The 16,576-nt window shown below is 73.1% G+C and carries 12 protein-coding genes; 5 read left to right on the top strand and 7 right to left on the bottom strand.

What is annotated here, in order from left to right; translation table 11 throughout:
* Positions 1–167 precede the first annotated feature (167 nt).
* From Scani_RS33930 to Scani_RS33920, 3 genes are all read left to right on the top strand, one after another.
* Positions 168–1,418 (top strand): LolA family protein, encoded by a 1,251-nt coding sequence (locus Scani_RS33930; RefSeq protein ID WP_159481535.1) that lies wholly within the window; start codon positions 168–170, stop codon positions 1,416–1,418.
* Positions 1,419–1,510: 92 nt separating this feature from the next.
* Positions 1,511–2,596, top strand: coding sequence for an ABC transporter ATP-binding protein (locus tag Scani_RS33925; RefSeq protein ID WP_159481534.1), 1,086 nt, complete (start codon positions 1,511–1,513; stop codon positions 2,594–2,596).
* Complete coding sequence (locus Scani_RS33920) at positions 2,583–3,446, top strand: ABC transporter permease (RefSeq protein ID WP_159481533.1); 864 nt, start codon at positions 2,583–2,585, stop codon at positions 3,444–3,446. The genes Scani_RS33925 and Scani_RS33920 overlap by 14 nt, the downstream gene beginning before the upstream one ends.
* An 18-nt stretch (positions 3,447–3,464) precedes the next feature.
* Here Scani_RS33920 and rarD read toward each other — a convergent pair whose 3' ends face one another.
* The 7 genes from rarD to Scani_RS33885 all read right to left on the bottom strand — a co-directional run bounded on the left by rarD (position 3,465) and on the right by Scani_RS33885 (position 12,798).
* The gene (rarD, locus tag Scani_RS33915) at positions 3,465–4,529 is read right to left on the bottom strand and encodes an EamA family transporter RarD (RefSeq protein WP_159481532.1); all 1,065 of its coding nucleotides are present in this window, start codon (positions 4,527–4,529) and stop codon (positions 3,465–3,467) included.
* A gap of 185 nt (positions 4,530–4,714) precedes the next feature.
* Positions 4,715–5,581, bottom strand: coding sequence for an SDR family oxidoreductase (locus Scani_RS33910; RefSeq protein WP_159481531.1), 867 nt, complete (start codon positions 5,579–5,581; stop codon positions 4,715–4,717).
* Positions 5,582–5,852: 271 nt separating this feature from the next.
* Positions 5,853–6,947 carry a 2-oxoacid:ferredoxin oxidoreductase subunit beta gene (locus Scani_RS33905; RefSeq protein WP_159481530.1) on the bottom strand — a complete coding sequence of 365 codons (1,095 nt, stop codon included), beginning with the start codon at positions 6,945–6,947 and terminating at the stop codon, positions 5,853–5,855.
* Positions 6,940–8,892, bottom strand: a complete 1,953-nt coding sequence (locus tag Scani_RS33900; protein WP_159481529.1) for a 2-oxoacid:acceptor oxidoreductase subunit alpha — start codon at positions 8,890–8,892, stop codon at positions 6,940–6,942. The genes Scani_RS33905 and Scani_RS33900 overlap by 8 nt, the downstream gene beginning before the upstream one ends.
* A 294-nt stretch (positions 8,893–9,186) precedes the next feature.
* Complete coding sequence (locus tag Scani_RS33895; RefSeq protein ID WP_159482528.1) at positions 9,187–9,846, bottom strand: response regulator transcription factor; 660 nt, start codon at positions 9,844–9,846, stop codon at positions 9,187–9,189.
* A gap of 141 nt (positions 9,847–9,987) precedes the next feature.
* Complete coding sequence (locus Scani_RS33890) at positions 9,988–11,301, bottom strand: sensor histidine kinase (protein WP_159481528.1); 1,314 nt, start codon at positions 11,299–11,301, stop codon at positions 9,988–9,990.
* A gap of 204 nt (positions 11,302–11,505) precedes the next feature.
* Positions 11,506–12,798 carry a sensor histidine kinase gene (locus tag Scani_RS33885; protein ID WP_159481527.1) on the bottom strand — a complete coding sequence of 431 codons (1,293 nt, stop codon included), beginning with the start codon at positions 12,796–12,798 and terminating at the stop codon, positions 11,506–11,508.
* Positions 12,799–13,094: 296 nt separating this feature from the next.
* On the opposite strand from Scani_RS33885, the gene Scani_RS33880 reads away from it, so the two are divergent.
* The gene (locus Scani_RS33880) at positions 13,095–14,450 is read left to right on the top strand and encodes an EsaB/YukD family protein (protein WP_159481526.1); all 1,356 of its coding nucleotides are present in this window, start codon (positions 13,095–13,097) and stop codon (positions 14,448–14,450) included.
* A gap of 791 nt (positions 14,451–15,241) precedes the next feature.
* Positions 15,242–16,447 (top strand): CpaE/TadZ family protein, encoded by a 1,206-nt coding sequence (locus Scani_RS33875; RefSeq protein WP_159481525.1) that lies wholly within the window; start codon positions 15,242–15,244, stop codon positions 16,445–16,447.
* The last annotated feature ends 129 nt before the right edge of the window (positions 16,448–16,576 follow it).

Below are 16,576 nucleotides of genomic sequence, written 5' to 3'. Positions count from 1 at the left end.
TGCGTCATACCTCAGCAGTAGGACGAGTTGCTCCCGTCGGCTGACGTTATCCGCCAGGCGATTTGGTGAGATGGAAAGCACCAAGGCGCGGCGGACAGGTCACAATGAGCCCCAGGGGTGACGAGTGGACAGCGCAGCAGCCGCCGCATACGACGGAGGTAGGGCAGATGCCACGGAACGAACCGACGCAGGTCACCGACGGATGGGACGAGGGGCGCTCCCCCAGGCGCCGTAAGGCGGCGCGGTATGCCGTGCCGGTCGCGGTGGCGGGAGTGGCGGCGGCCACGATCGGGCTGGTCCCGGCGTTCGCCGGCTCCGGTTCTCCGGACCTGCCGAAGATCTCGGCACAGGACCTGATAGCCAAGGTCGCCAAGTCCGATGTCCAGCAGCTCTCCGGGACGGTCCGGGTCACCACCGACCTCGGTCTGCCGTCCCTGCCCGGCGGCGCGGGTGCCTTCGGCGGCCAGGCCGGCGGGAAGGGCGGCGACGACGCCTCCGCCGCACCCCAGAACAAGCTGATGGAGCTGGCCTCCGGTGCGCACACGCTGCGCGTCGCGGCCGACGGCCCCGAGAAGCAGCGGGTGTCGATCGTCGACAAGGCCGCCGAGTACAGCCTGGTCCACAACGGCAACGAGCTCTGGGCCTACGACAGCGGCAGCAACACCGCGATGCACAGCACCGCGCCCGACGCCGGCCGGCAGGGCAAGCACCACCGGGCCGAGGGCCTCCCCGAGGGCCTGAAGGGCGCCACCCCGCAGGACCTGGCGAAGCAGGCCCTGAAGGCGGCCGGTGACACCACCTCGGTCACCGTCGACGGCACCGCCAAGGTCGCCGGGCGGGACGCCTACCAGCTGCTGATCAAGCCCAAGCAGGCCGCCTCGACGGTCGGCTCGATCCGGGTCGCGGTGGACGCCGACAACGGCGTGCCGCTGAAGTTCACCCTGACCCCCAAGAGCGGTGGCGCGGCCGCCATCGACGTCGGCTACACGAACGTCGACTTCGCCAAGCCCGCCGCGAGCACCTTCTCCTTCGCCCCGCCCAAGGGCGCCAAGGTCGTCGACGGCGACCAGGCGCGGGCGAAGGCGCAGCGCGAGCACGGCAAGAACCTCCCGTCCCACCAGGACGCGAGGGACGTCAAGAAGGACATGGGCGGGCTGAACGTCATCGGCAAGGGCTGGACGTCCATTGCCACGATCAAGGGCGGCGGGTCCGGCCTGCCCTCCGGCAAGGACAAAGGCGCCGGCGGCGACGCGGGCGCGTTCCTGGACAGCATCGGTGAGAAGGCGCACGGCTCCTTCGGATCCGGCCGGATCCTGAGCACCCGCCTGGTCAACGCCCTGGTCACGGACAACGGCACGGTCTATGTCGGCGCCGTCGACAAGCAGGCCCTGATCGACGCGGCCAACGCCGCCAAGTAACGGGCCGCCGCACAGTGCGGGACCGCCGTGCCACCCCTCCGCGGGTGGCACGGCGCCGCCCGTGGTCCATCGGTACGACGTTGGGGGAGCAGATGCCGCAGCCGCCCGCCCCGGAGCCCGACGGCGCCCGCCCGCCCGACGACGGGCCGGCACCCAGCCCGCCCGACGACGGCCCGCCGCCCCGGCCGGCCGGGGAGCCGGCGATCGAGACCCGGGGGCTGACCAAGGCCTACCGCGGCGGCCGGCTCGCCGTCGACGGCCTCGATCTGGCCGTACCGCGCGGCAGCATCTTCGGCTTCCTCGGCCCCAACGGCTGCGGCAAGACCACCACCATCCGCATGCTGATGGGCCTGATCGAAGCGAGCGCCGGCAGCGCCCGGGTACTCGGGCAGCCGATGCCCGCCGCGGGCCGCCGGGTGCTTCCCAAGGTCGGCGCCCTCATCGAGGGCCCGGCGCTCTACGGCTTCCTCAGCGGGCGGGACAACCTCCGGCGGTTCGACGCCGCCGACTCGTACGCCGATCCCCGTACCCGTGCCGAACGGGTCGGCCGCGCACTGGAGCGGGTGGGCCTGGCGTCCGCGGCCGGCAAGAAGGCGCGCGCCTACTCGCTCGGCATGAAGCAGCGCCTCGGTCTGGCCGCGGCCCTGCTCCAGCCCCGTGAACTGCTGGTCCTCGACGAGCCGACCAACGGCCTGGACCCCCAGGGCATGCGGGAGATCCGCGCGCTGATCCGCGCACTGGCGGCGGACGGCACCACCGTCTTCCTCTCCTCCCACCTCCTCGACGAGATCGAGCAGGTCTGCACCCATGCCGCGGTGATGGCCCGCGGCCGGCTGATCACCCAGGGCACGGTCGCCGCGCTCTCCGCCACGGTCCTCGGCTCGCGCGGCCACGGCCGCCTGACGGTGACCACCCCCGATACGGCCGACGCGGTCCGGATCCTGAAGGAGCACGGTCTGACCGGCCTGGAGGCGGCCGACGACCGGGTGACGGGCGAACTCCCGGACGCGGCCGCGGCGATGGGCGCCCCCGGCGGTGGGGCGCCGCCGGACCTGGCGGAGCTCAACGCCGCGCTGGTGCACGCCGGTGTACGGGTCCGCGGCTTCGGCACCGAACGTGCGTCGCTGGAGGACGTCTTCGTGCAGCTGACCGGGGAGGGCTTCGATGTCGCAGGCTGAGACCGTGGTGCGCACGCCCCGACCGCTGTGGTCGCTGGGCCTGCTGCGCAGCGAGATCGTGACGACGTTCCGGCGCTGGCGCACCCTCGCGCTGCTGGCGGTGCTCGCGGGCGTACCGGTCCTGGTCGGCGTCGCCGTCAAGATCGAGACGGGCGACGGCGGTGGCGGAGGTCCGGGCGGTCCGGCGTTCCTCTCCCAGGTCACCCACAACGGCCTCTTCCTGGTCTTCACCTCGCTCGCGGTGACGCTGCCGTTCTTCCTGCCGATGTCCGTCGGAGTGATCGCGGGCGACTCCCTCGCCGGTGAGGCACACGGCGGGACGCTGCGCTATCTCCTGGTGGCTCCGGCCGGCCGCACCCGCCTGCTGCTGGTCAAATACGCCACGATCCTGACGTTCTGCCTGGTGGGCACCCTGGTCGTGGCGCTCTCCGCACTCGTGACCGGCGCGCTGCTCTTCCCCCTGGGCGAGATCACCCTGCTCTCGGGCACCTCGGTCTCCTTCGGCGAGGGGCTGCTGCGGGCGCTGGCCATCGCGGTCGCGGTGGCGCTGTCCCTCGTCGGGGTGGCTGCCATCGGCCTGTTCGTCTCCACGCTCACCACCAGCGGTATCGCGGCCATGGCGACCACGGTCGGCCTGCTGATCACCGTGCAGATCCTGGACACCCTGCCGCAGTTGCACGCCCTCCAGCCCTATCTCTTCCCGCACTACTGGCTGTCGTTCGCGGACCTGCTCCGCGACCCCGTCTACTGGGACCAGTTGCAGAAGAATGCCGGCCTGCAGGCGCTGTACGCCCTGGTGTTCGGCTCGGCCGCCTGGGCGCGCTTCACCACGAGGGACGTCACCGGGTGAGGCCGGGAGGCTTCGGCCTCACCCGGTGAGGCCGGGCGACTGCGGCGGCGCGGCCGGTGCGCCGGCGCTCTGTGCCGCCGCCGCTGCTTCCGCCGCCGCCCGGTCCGCTTCCGTCACCCGGTCCGCCTCCGCCGCCTGCACCGCCCCGGTCGCGGACGCCTCACCCGCACGGGCCGCGGCGGCGGCCAGTGCCGCCCGCCCCCGCCGGGCGGTCCGCAGCGCGTCCCAGGTCAGTACCGTCAGGGCCGCCCACACCAGGGCGAACCCGGCCCAGCGCTCCGCCGGCATCCGCTCGTGGAAGGCGGTGAGCCCCAGCACGAACTGGAAGGTCGGCGCCAGATACTGCAGCATCCCGATCGTCGTCAGCGGCAGCCGCATGGCCGAGGCGCCGAAACAGATCAGCGGCACCGCCGTCGCGACACCGCAGCCCGCCAGCAACAGAGCCTGGCCTACCCCGCCGGTGGTGAAGCTGGACTCGCCGTGCAGCGCGAGGAAGACCAGGAACCCCAGCGCGGGCAGCAGTTGCATGGCCGTCTCGGCGCTGAAGCCCTCGATCCCGTCGAGCTTGACGCCCTTCTTGACCAGCCCGTACGTCGCGAACGAGAACGCCAGCCCGAGCGCGATCCAGGGCACCTTGCCGTAGGCGATGGTCATCACGACGACGGCCAGGGCGCCGATCCCCACCGCGACCCACTGCAGCGGCCGCAGCCGTTCGCGCAGGAACAGCACGCCGAAGGCGATGCTGACCAGCGGGTTGATGAAGTAGCCGAGCGAGGCCTCCAGGACGTGCCCGGCGTTGACCGCCCAGATGTAGAGAAACCAGTTCGCCGAGATGACCAGGGCGCAGACCAGGATCAGCCCGAGCCTCCTGGGCTGCCGCAGCAGTGGGCCGATCCAGGACCAGCGGCGCAGCACGGCCAGGATGACGACGGCGACGGGCAGCGACCACGCCATGCGATGGGCCAGGATCTCCGACGCGGAGGCGGCGCCCAGCAGATGCCAGTAGAGCGGCAGCAGGCCCCACATGGTGTAGGCGGCCACGCCGTAGGCGAGTCCGACACGCTGATCGCTTCGAGGCTGCAAGGGGGACCTCCTGAGGATGCTTCGCCGCCGCTGCGAACGTAGCGCCGCCGAGCCCGGCTGTCATGCCTGTCTTGGCATACGGTCATGACAGCCGCGCGGGGGAGTACGGGGGAGTGCGGGCGGGCCGGACCGGCCGGCCGGGGACGGGCGCGTGCGGAGGACCGGCCCGCGGGGCCACGTCGGATTCAGCCGGGAAGTTCCTTCAACGCCTCCGTGATCGCCTCGGCGATCGGCGTGGTCGGACGGCCGAGCAGCCGGGACAGCTCGCCGGGCGTCGCGCCGAGCTCGCCCCGGGCGATCCCCGCGTCCGCCTCGGCGACCATCCGCGCGCCCAGCGCCGGTACCCCCGCCTCGATCAGCAGCGCCGTGTACCGCTCCGGCGGCAGGTCGCGGTACGGGATCTCCCGGCCGGTCTGCCGGGACACCTCGGCCGCGTACTCGGCCATCGTCCAGGCGGTGTCGCCGCTCAGCTCGTACACCGTGTTCTCCTGGCCGCTGCCGGTGAGGACGACGGCGGCTGCCTCCGCGTAGTCCCGGCGCGCGGCGGTGGCCACCCGGCCCCGGCCGGCGCTGCCGACGACGGCGCCGGTCCGCAGGGTGCCGGCGAGCGCACCGGTGTAGTTCTCGTGGTACCAGCCGTTGCGCAGCAGGCAGTACGGCACCCCGGAGGCGAGCAGCGCCTGCTCGGTGGCGAGGTGCTCCTCGGCGATGGAGAACGTGGCGGCCGGCCCGCCCAGGATGCTGGTGTACGCCAGCAGCGCGACGCCCGCCTCCCGCGCGGCGTCGATGACGGCGCGGTGCTGGACGAGGCGCTGTCCCGCCTCGTTCCCGGAGATGAGCAGCGCCCGGTCGCCGGCCGCGAAGACCCCCTGGAGCGTCTCGGGCCGGCTGTAGTCCGCGACCTTGACCCGGACGCCGCGGGCTTCGATGCCGGCGGCCTTGGCCCGGTCCCGGGCGACCGTGACGATCTCGCCCGGTGCGGTGCGCTTCAGCAGCTCTTCGACGACGAGCCGGCCGAGCGCCCCGGTGGCGCCGGTGACGACGATGCTCATGAGTGACCCCCTGTGGGCGTGCGCTGGTTGATGGGGCCCGACCGTACGCCCGTCATAAACGATCGTCTATGACGCTCGTGCGGAATCCGTGGCACCGCGGACCCGCCCCGGGCCGCCCCCTCAGCATCGCCCGTGCACGCGGCGCCGTCACGGGGTGTGCCACCGGAACGTGCCGTTGTTCTCCGGCCTACGGCGTTTCCCGGCATACGACAACGGGTGCCTCCGGAAGCGCCGTACGACGCTCCCCGAGGCACCCGTGGGGCCGGGCCGGTCAGCCGACGACGGTCCAGGTGTCGTTGCCGGCCAGCAGGGCGGCGAGGTCGCCCTTGCCCTTCTGCTCGATGGCGTCGTCGAGCTGGTCGGACATCAGGGTGTCGTAGACCGGCCGGTCGACGTTGCGCAGGACCCCGATGGGGGTGTGGTGGAGCGTGTCGGGGTCGGCGAGCCGGGAGAGGGCGAAGGCCGTGGTGGGCGAGGGGTTGTGGGCGTCGTGCACGAGCACGCCCCCGGTGCCCTCCTCCCGGACGTCGATGACCTTGAGGTCGCCGGTGGCCGGGTCGCGGACCACGCCCTTGGAACCGAAGCCGTCGGGCGCCAGCGCGCCGAAGCGGATCGGCTGCCCGTGCTCCAGGCGGATGACGGCCTCCTCGGCCTGGTCCTTGTCCTTGAGGACCTCGAAGGCGCCGTCGTTGAAGATGTTGCAGTTCTGGTAGATCTCCACCAGCGCCGTGCCGGGGTGGGCGGCGGCCTCGCGCAGCACCGAGGTGAGGTGCTTGCGGTCGGAGTCGACGGTGCGCGCGACGAACGAGGCCTCCGCGCCGAGCGCCAGCGAGACCGGGTTGAACGGTGCGTCCAGCGAGCCCATCGGCGTCGACTTGGTGATCTTGCCGACCTCGGAGGTGGGGCTGTACTGCCCCTTGGTCAGACCGTAGATCCGGTTGTTGAACAGCAGGATCTTGAGGTTGACGTTGCGCCGCAGGGCGTGGATGAGGTGGTTGCCGCCGATGGACAGGGCGTCGCCGTCGCCGGTGACGACCCACACGGACAGGTCGCGCCGCGAGGAGGCCAGGCCGGTGGCGATGGCCGGGGCGCGGCCGTGGATGGAGTGCATCCCGTAGGTGTTCATGTAGTACGGGAAGCGGGAGGAGCAGCCGATGCCGGAGACGAAGACGATGTTCTCCTTGGCCAGGCCGAGCTCGGGCATGAAGCCCTGTACGGCGGCAAGGACGGCGTAGTCACCGCAGCCGGGGCACCAGCGCACTTCCTGATCGGACTTGAAGTCCTTCATGGACTGCTTGGCGTCGGCCTTGGGCACCAGGGAGAGCGCCTCGATCTTCGAGGACCCCTCCGTGATCGTCTCAGTCATTGATGGCCTCCTTAAAGACCTCCGCAAGCTGCTCGGCCTTGAACGGCATTCCGCTGACCTGGGTGTGCGACTGCGCGTCGACGAGGTACTTGGCGCGCAGCAGCGTGGCGAGCTGCCCGAGGTTCATCTCCGGCACGATCACCTTGTCGTAACGCGCCAGGACCTCCCCGAGATTCCCGGGGAAGGGGTTGAGGTGGCGCAGATGGGCCTGGGCGATGCGCTCGCCGGCCCGCCGGACGCGCCGTACCGCCGCGGTGATCGGCCCGTAGGTCGACCCCCAGCCCAGGACGAGGGTCCCGGCGCCCCGGCCGCTGTCGTCGGTGGGGTCGTCGACCTCGAGGTCGGGGACGTCGACGCCGTCGACCTTCGCCTGGCGGGTGCGCACCATGAAGTCGTGGTTGGCCGGGTCGTAGGAGATGTTGCCCGTGCCGTCCTGCTTCTCGATACCGCCGATACGGTGCTCCAGGCCCGGCGTGCCCGGCACCGCCCAGGGCCGGGCCAGCGTCTGCTCATCGCGCTTGTACGGCCAGAACACCTCGGTGCCGTCCGCCTGCTGGTGGTTGGGGCCCGAGGCGAACTGGACCCGCAGGTCCGGCAGCTCGTCGACGTCCGGGATCCGCCACGGCTCCGAACCGTTGGCCAGATACCCGTCGGAGAGCAGGAAGACCGGCGTGCGGTAGACCAGCGCGATCCGGGCCGCCTCCAGCGCCGCGTCGAAGCAGTCCGCGGGCGTCTTCGGCGCCACGATCGGCACCGGCGCCTCACCGTTGCGCCCGTACATCGCCTGCAGCAGATCGGCCTGCTCGGTCTTCGTCGGCAGACCGGTCGAGGGTCCGCCGCGCTGGATGTCCACGATCAGCAGCGGCAGCTCCAGGCTGACCGCCAGCCCGATCGTCTCCGACTTCAGCGCCACACCGGGACCCGAGGTGGTCGTCACCGCCAGCGCACCGCCGAACGCGGCGCCCAGCGCCGCGCCGATCCCGGCGATCTCGTCCTCCGCCTGGAAGGTCCGCACACCGAAATTCTTGTGCTTGGACAGCTCGTGCAGGATGTCGGAGGCCGGGGTGATCGGATACGAGCCCAGGTAGAGCGGCAGATCCGCCTGCCGGCCCGCCGCGACCAGCCCGTAGGACAGTGCGAGGTTCCCGGAGATGTTGCGGTAGGTGCCGGTCGGGAAGGCCTTGGTGGCCGGCGCGACCTCGTAGGAGACGGCGAAGTCCTCCGTCGTCTCGCCGAAGTTCCAGCCCGCCCGGAAGGCCGTGACGTTGGCCTCCGCGATCTCCGGCTTCTTCGCGAACTTCGCCCGCAGGAACTTCTCGGTGCCCTCGGTCGGCCGGTGGTACATCCACGACAGCAGACCCAGCGCGAACATGTTCTTGCTGCGCTCGGCCTCCTTGCGGGAGAGCCCGAACTCCTTGAGCGCCTCGATCGTCAGCGTCGTCAGCGGCACCGGGTGGACGTTGTAGGCCTCCAGCGACCCGTCCTCCAGCGGGCTGGTCGCATACCCCACCTTCGCCATCGGGCGCTTGGTGAACTCGTCGGTGTTGACGATGATCTCCGCGCCCCGCGGCACATCCGCGAGGTTCGCCTTCAGCGCGGCCGGGTTCATCGCCACCAGCACGTTCGGCGCGTCACCGGGCGTGAGGATGTCGTGGTCGGCGAAGTGGAGCTGGAAGCTGGAGACGCCCGGCAGGGTTCCGGCAGGCGCACGGATCTCGGCGGGGAAGTTCGGCAGCGTCGACAGGTCGTTGCCGAACGACGCGGTCTCGGATGTGAACCGGTCGCCGGTGAGCTGCATACCGTCACCGGAGTCACCGGCAAACCGGATGATCACCCGGTCGAGGCGTCGGACTTCTTTGCCTTCGCCACCGGCACCGGAGTCGCGCTCTTCCCCGACAAGCGCTGCGTCGGTCTGCTCGGCTGGGCTACTGACCTGGCTGGTCACTGCTTCGGACCTCCCTCGAGGGGTGCGGCGTCCCCGCCGGAGGCAGGGCTCGGGACGTGTCGTACCGACCGGTTGTCCCATAAACATCGTACGTGGGTAAGGGTGGCCTTCCCTGGGGCGCTCGCATGTTGGACGTCAACATGAGACACCAATCTGGTGTGTATTGTCATGAAATCACCACCCCCGTGCCCCCTCTTTCATGACGCTCCGGACTCCTCCATTGGTTCTACGACCAAAGTCCTGGACCTCGGTGGAAAACGCCTCGGGCCACCCATCTGACAGGTTGTCAGATCGCTAGGAGTTGAGGTAGGTGAGTACCGCGAGCACCCTGCGGTGATCCCCGTCACTCTGCGACAGGCCCAGTTTCTGGAAGATGTTGCTGACGTGCTTCTCGACCGCGCCGTCGCTGACCACCAGCTGCCGGGCGACCGCGGAGTTCGTCCGGCCCTCGGCCATCAGCCCCAGCACCTCCCGCTCCCGGGGCGTCAGGTGGGCCAGCACGTCCTGCTTACGGCTGCGGCCCAGGAGCTGTGCGACCACCTCGGGGTCCAGCGCGGTCCCGCCCCCGGCGACCCGGACCACCGCGTCGACGAACTCCCGCACCTCGGCCACCCGGTCCTTGAGCAGATAGCCGATGCCCCGGGTCGACCCGGCGAGCAGTTCCGTCGCGTACTGCTCCTCGACGTACTGCGAGAGCACCAGCACCCCGAGATCCGGGTGGTCCCGGCGCAGCCGGATGGCGGCCCTGACCCCCTCGTCGGTGTGCGTGGGCGGCATCCGTACGTCCGCCACCACCACGTCCGGCAGCGCCCCCTCGTCCGCCAGCTCCCCGATCGTCTCGATCAGCGCCTCGGCGTCCCCCACGCCTGCCACGACCTCGTGCCCCCGGTCGGTGAGCAGCCTGGTCAGGCCCTCCCGGAGCAGCACCGAGTCCTCGGCGATGACCACCCGCACCTTGTCCTCCACGGCTCAGATTCCCCCATGCCTCATCGCATCCCGCCCCTGCAGGCCTCCAGCATCCCAGCATCCGGACGGCGGCGAGGCGGATGAGGGGGATCCGCCGTCAGCCGCGCTCCGGCAGTCCCGCGGTGGCCGTCAGCCGCGCCAGGGCAGCTCCGCGGTGATGCAGGTCGGGCCGCCGGCCGGGGATTCCACGACCAGCAGGCCGTCGACGGCGTCCAGCCGCTCGGCGAGGCCGGCCAGGCCGCTTCCCGCGGCCGTGTGCGCGCCTCCCCGGCCGTTGTCCGTGACCAGCAGCATGATGCGGTCCGCGGTGTGCCAGACGTCCAGCGTCGCGCTGGTGGCCCGGGCGTGCCGGGAGACGTTCTGCAGCAGCTCGGAGGCGGTGAAGTACGCGGTGCCCTCGATCGCCGGGGCGGGCCGGTGGTCCAGGTCCACGGTCACCGTCACCGGCACCGTGCACCGCGCGGACAGCGCCGACAGCGCCGGGCCGAGCCCCCGGTCGGTGAGGATCGCCGGGTGGATCCCGCGGGCCAGGTCCCGCAGCTCCTGGAGCGCGATCTTCACCTCGCCGTGCGCCTCGTCGACCATCTTCGCGGCGGCCTCCGGGTCCTCCGCCAGCTTCTCCCTGGCCAGGCCCAGGTCCATGGCGAGCGCGACCAGCCGGGCCTGCGCCCCGTCGTGCAGATCGCGCTCGATGCGCTGCAGATCCGCCGCCGCGGTGTCCACCACCACCCCGCGGTCCGACTCCAGCTGGGAGACCCGGGCGGCCAGGGAGGAGGGCCCCAGCAGGCCATGGACCATGATCCGGTCGACCTGCGTCAGCCCGTGGATCACCCACGGTCCGGCCAGCACCAGCAGCAGCCCGGCCCCGCTGGTGAGGGCGGTCTCCGCCGGGGTGTCGAGATAGGCGCCGTGGCCGATGCCGTCCCCCCACAGCTGGATGCCCGAGTGGCCGAGGTAGGCGGGGAACGTCCAGCGCCACAGCGGGTAGGTCAGCAGCCCCCAGCCGAGGGTCCAGAAGGTCACCGAGAAGATGAAGGAGAAGAGCGCCCACGGGAAGTGCAGCAGGCTGTAGAGCAGGTGCCGCCAGGACACCCCGCTCTTCAGTACGGCCCCGACCCACCCCATGAGGGTCGGCTTGGACGGCCGGACGGGCTCCGGGTCGGCGACGTCCAGCCGCAGCAGCGCACGGGCCCGCGCCCGCTCCAGGGTGCCCAGCGCCCGGGCACCGGCCAGACCGCCCGCCAGCACCGGAATGCCGAGGAACGTGATCAGCAGACCGGCGCCCGCGGTGGTCACCACCATCGCGTAGGTGAACATCATGATGGCCAGCGGGAGGCTGAGGAAGAGGTACAGGAACTCCCGCCAGGTGCGTCCGGAGAACGGGGCGCGCAGCCCCACGGGCACACGGGAGCCGCGGGGCTGTGGTGCGTATGCGGTGTCCATCGTCTCGTCGTCCGTTCTGCCGGAAGTGGCCCTTGCCCGGTCGGATGCGCCGCCCGGCCCGCGGGCCGGGCGGTTCTTTCCGCTGTGACCAGGGTCCGCGGCCGGCGTCCCCCGCACCATGAGGCCCTTCGCAGTCTTCGCCGGGGGTTTTCCCCACCCCCGGGCCGACGAGGGCGCCGCCACCTTTACCGGCCCGACGGCCCGTCAGCGGGCCCTCGACGCCGCCTTCGACGCTGCCTTCGACGGCTTCGACGCCGCCCTCGCGCCCGACTTGGGCCCCGCCCCCGACCCCGCTCCCGCATCCGTCCGGGTCCACCACGGCAGCTCCGCCGTGACCCGCGTGGGACCGCCCACCGGCGAATCCAGTACGAACAGCCCGTCCACCGACCCCAGCCGCTCGGCGAGCCCGGCCATCCCGCTGCCGCCGTCCAGCCGCGCCCCGCCCTTCCCGTCGTCCGTCACCTGGATCAGCAGCCGCTCCTCCGACCGCCACACCTCCACGGACGCCCGCCGCGCCGCACTGTGCTTGGAGATGTTCTGCAGCAGCTCCGAGACCGTGAAATAGGCGATGCCCTCGATGGCGGACGCGGGCCGCTCGGCCAGGTCCACGGCCGTCGTGGCGGGCACCGTGCAGCGCCCGGCCAGCGAGGCCAGGGCGGGCCCCAGTCCGCGGTCGGTGAGGATCGCCGGATGGATGCCCCGGGCCAGGTCCCGCAGCTCCTGCAGCGCCAGCTTCACCTCGCCGTGCGCCTCGTCCACCATCGCCGCGACGCTCTCGTCGGCCCGGCCCTCCAGCAGCTTCTCCTTCGCCAGGCCGAGCCCCATGGCGAGCGCCACGAGCCGGGCCTGTGCGCCGTCGTGCAGATCCCGTTCGATGCGCCGCAGGTCGGCCGCCGCGGTGTCGGTGACCGTCGCCCGGTCCGACTCCAGCTCGGCGATCCGCCGCTCCAGTTCGTCGGAGGGCGAGAGCAGTCCGCGCACCATGGCCCGGTCCACGTTCGTCAGCCAGCGCGCCAGCCACGGGAGGGCCGGCCACGCCACGAAGAGCGAGACCAGGGTGAGCCCGAAGGTGAGCGTGGCCCACGGCAGCCGGAGGAACGTGAACAGCGCATGCCGCCAGGCGACCGGGTCCTTCAGGCACATCCACAGCCAGGGCAGGAACCCCTGTTCCCGGGCCCGCAGCGGACTCGGTTCCGGCACCCGCACCCCGAGCAGTGCCCGCGCCCGCGCCCGTTCCAGCTTCCCGTACTTCCGGCACGCCACCAGGCCGCTCGCCAGCAGCGGCAGCCCTATGACGGTGACGGCCAGCCCGATGCCGAGGGCCAGCCAGACCACCAGCACCACGAACCCGACGAGGCCCAACGGGAAGTTGGACAGCAGGTACGCGATCTCCCGCCACGTCGCGCCGCTGAGCGGCCTTGCGGGCGGCGGCGGTGCGCCACCGTCAGGGGCGTCGTCAGCGGCATCGGCGGCACGGGGCCGGGAACTCTCGGTCATGCGCCCAGCCTGCCCGGCCGCGCGGTTGCGTGCCATGGGGTGGCTGGGGTGATGCGGGTGGGGTTTTCCCCACCTTTCCTCCGCATCGCCCCTGCTGAACCCACACGGCGCCGGGCAGCCCGGCGCTGACCGTTGTGGACAAGCCGTCGGACCCGCGCCGTATCGTGTGTGCCGGTTGTACGGGGGTGGCCGTTCATCGTCGGCAAGATGGCCGACGGTGCACGGGGGGCCCCCGGAGCACGTCCTACTGGCAGCAACGCGGGGGCCGCGTCGGCATGGTGAGTGTGAGTTCGGGGATGGATTCGGGGGCCGCGTCGCGCACCTCCCTGGGCCGGGTGACCCTCGTGGGCGAGCGGCGACGGGTCGATCTCGTGCTCCCCGCGCAGGAACCCCTCGGCGCGCTGCTGCCGGACGTCCTGCGGCTGCTCGGCGACTGGCCGGGCGAAGGGCCGCTGGCGCGGCGGCTGGTGACCGCGGACGGATCGGTGCTCTCGCCGGACGATTCGCTCGCCTCGGCCCGGGTGCCCGACGGGGCGGTGCTGCGGCTCGTGGCGGAGCACGAGACCTCGACGGTTCCGGGGGCGCACGACGCCACGGACGCGGCCGCCGGCGAACCGGAGGTGCGCGACGGGCGCTGGGGACGGCGCAGCCGGACCTGGACGGCCGGCGCCGCGGGCGTGGCGCTGGCGCTGGTGGCCGGTGTGGCGGCGGCGAGTTGGTACGGGGCGGGCCGTGCCGCGCTCTGGCTCGGCGTCGCCGGTGTGCTCGCCGCGGCCGGCGGCGTCGTGGGCGGACGGCTCGTACGGCCCGGAGGACCCGGAGGGCTCGGGCAGCGTGCGACGGCCACCGCCCTGCTCGTGCTGGGCTGCGCGCTCGGCGTGCTCGCCTCCTGGGAGGGCGCCTCGGCCGGCACGGTGCGGCTCGCGGCCGTCGGGCTGACCGTCGCGGCCGCGCTCGCGCTGCTCGGGGTCTGCACGGAGCTGGGGCGCGGCGGGCTCGTCGGCGCGGCGACGGTCGCCCTCGCGGTGGGGGCCTGGGAGGCCGGACTGGCGCTGACCGGCGTGGCCCGTACGGGAGTCGCACTCGGTGTCGTCTCGGTGCTCGTGCTGGGGTATCTGCCCCGGCTGGCCTTGACGGCGGCCGGGCTGACCCGGCTCGACGACCAGCGCTCCGGCGGCGCGCCGGTGAGCCGGCACCAGGTGGCGACCGCGCTCGGCGTGACCCACCGCGGTCTCGCGCCGGCCACGGTCGCCCTGGCGGTCTCCGCGGGCGCGGCGGGAGTGGTGTCCGCCGGTTCCGGTGACGGCTGGTCGGTGGCCGCCGCGGCCCTGCTGTGTCCGGTGCTGCTTTCGCGTGCGCGTGCCTATCCCCTGACGGTCGAGGTCGTCGCCCTGTTGGCGGCCGGCACGGCCGTGGGGGTGGCTCTGGTGCTTGGCCGGGCGGCGGGTCCGGGGGACCCGGCGGGTGCGCTGGCCGTGCTGTGCGCGGGCGCGGTGCTGCCGTTCGGGGTGCTCGCGGTGCGGGTGCCCGAGCACGTCCGGGTACGGCTGCGCCGACTGGTGAACCTCGTCGAGTCGGTCGGCGTGCTGGCGCTGATCCTGGTCGCCCTCGGGGCGTTCGGGGTCCACGCCGGGCTGCTGGACACGTTCTGAACCGGAAAGGCGGCCGCGGGACCATGTCAGCGGATGGATCCAACGAACCCGGCGGAGCTCACGGGCCCGGCGGGCCGAGGGGACCGGGCGGGCCGGGTGAACCGGTGCGAGGGGACCGGCAGCACGATCTGCCGCGCGCACTCGGCGGGACGGCGATGACGCCGGGAACGCCCGCGGAATCGGGCGGCGGCACGGGCGAGGGCCGCATCGCGCCCCGCCCCACGAACACGCCGGAGGAAGCCATGTCCGCTCCCCTGCCCGCTCCCAGGTCCGCGGGCGAGGGCGCGACCGAAGACGTGACCGGGGGTGTGACCGAGGGGGCGACCGTGTGGGACACGCCGGTGACGCCGACGGCGCAGCCGACCGGGACCGGGCCCGCGGCCGGGCCCGCGGCCGCGCCCGGAGGCCCCGCCCCGATGCCCGCGCACGCCGCCGCGCCGGGCCCCGGCGGTGTCGGGTACCCGCCGGCGCCGTCCGCTCCGCCGCTGACACCGGACGCCGCAGCGTTCCGGGGCGCCGCTGTGTTCCGGGACGGCGCTCCCGCCGGGCAGACGGCACCCGGCCCTGTGCCTGCTTCCGGTCCCATGCCTGCCGCGGGCCCCGCGCCCGCGTCCGGACCCATGCCCTCCGCCGGTCCCGGGCCCGGCGTCGGGCCGCTGCCCGCTGCCGCTCCGATGCCACAGCCCGTACAGGAACCGGCCCCGGCGCCGGCCTCCGACGCTCAGACGCCCGCCCCCGCCGGGACGGTCGCCCCCCTCCAGAGGACCGCCCCCGTCCACACGCCCACCCCGATGCGCAGGTCCAGCCCCACCCCCGTCTCGGTACCGCTGATGCCGCCCGAGATGGACGCTCTGCGGTCCCGGCCACGGCACGGCGAGTCCGTCGCACAGCGGGCGGGGCGGGCCGTGCGGCGGGCGATCGCGTCGTCGCCCGCGGCGGAGACCGCCGCCGTCACCGAGACCGCGTACGCCATCCAGCAGCCGGTGACCACCGGCCGGCAGATCTCCGTGACGAGCATCCGGGGCGGCGCGGGCAAGTCCACCGTCGCCGCGCTGCTGGCCCTCACCTACGCGCACTACCGCGCCGATCCGGTGCTGGCCATCGAGGCCGATCCGGCCCTCGGCACGCTGCCGCACCGGCTGGGCGCCCGGGAGGTCCGCTGGTCGGGCACCGACCTCGCGCAGATAGTGGACCCGTCGATGCTGATCACGGATCTGACGGGCTATCTGATCCCGTTCCCCGGGGGCGGCTGGCTGCTGCCCGGCAGCCAGGGCGCCATCGGGACGAGGCTGGACATCGACACCTACCGGGTGGTGATGACCTCGCTGCGCCGGTACTTCGCGACCACCGTCGTGGACTGCGAGACGCTGCCCGCCGAGGTGGCGCGCACCGCGCTGGTGACCACGCAGGCGCGGGTCCTGGTCTCCCCGGCGACCCCGGAGGGAGTGGCCGCCACCCGCTCGGTCCTGGACTGGGTCGGCGGGCTCCATCCCGGCATGCTGCCGACGACGGTGGTGGTTCTCAGCCATGTGTCGCCCGATTCCGGCCTGGACGTGCGCAAGGCCACCGAGCATCTGGGCATCGGCGGCGCGACGGTGCTGCCCCTCCCGTACGACCGCCATCTCGCGGCGGGCGGCGCGATCCGTACGGAGCTGCTCGGCGAGCGGACGCTGCAGGCGGCCGCGCGGATCGCCGCCGAGGCGATGAACCGGGCCGTTTCGCGCGGACCGGGCCGGCAGCGCACGGGCCCCGGAGCACCGACGGCACCCGGCAGCACCGGCCGGCCCGCACCGGACACCCACCCCTCCACCGCGGCCCCTGCCGCGCCGCACACCGACCCCTCCGCCCCAGGGCCGGGCCATCCCACGTCGTACGGAGCGCCCTCCGGCTACGGAGCGCCCGGCGCCTACGGAGCGCCTGTCGCCCCCGGTCATCCCACGCCCTACGGAGGCCACCCCACCGCACCCGCCGACCCCCACGGTGGCCCGCCCCGGTGACCACGCGCCCGGCACCTCGCCCGTACCGTCCCGGTCTGCCCCGTACCGCCCGCCGGTCCTCGGTGCGTCCGAGCGTCCCGCGCGTCCGATCCGTGAGACACCCGCTGAGACAACTCGCCCCGGCGTCTA

Source organism: Streptomyces caniferus (assembly GCF_009811555.1).
GTDB lineage: Bacteria > Actinomycetota > Actinomycetes > Streptomycetales > Streptomycetaceae > Streptomyces > Streptomyces caniferus.
Note: the sequence above shows the minus strand (reverse complement) of the source record. Positions and strands in the feature narration are given on the sequence as shown.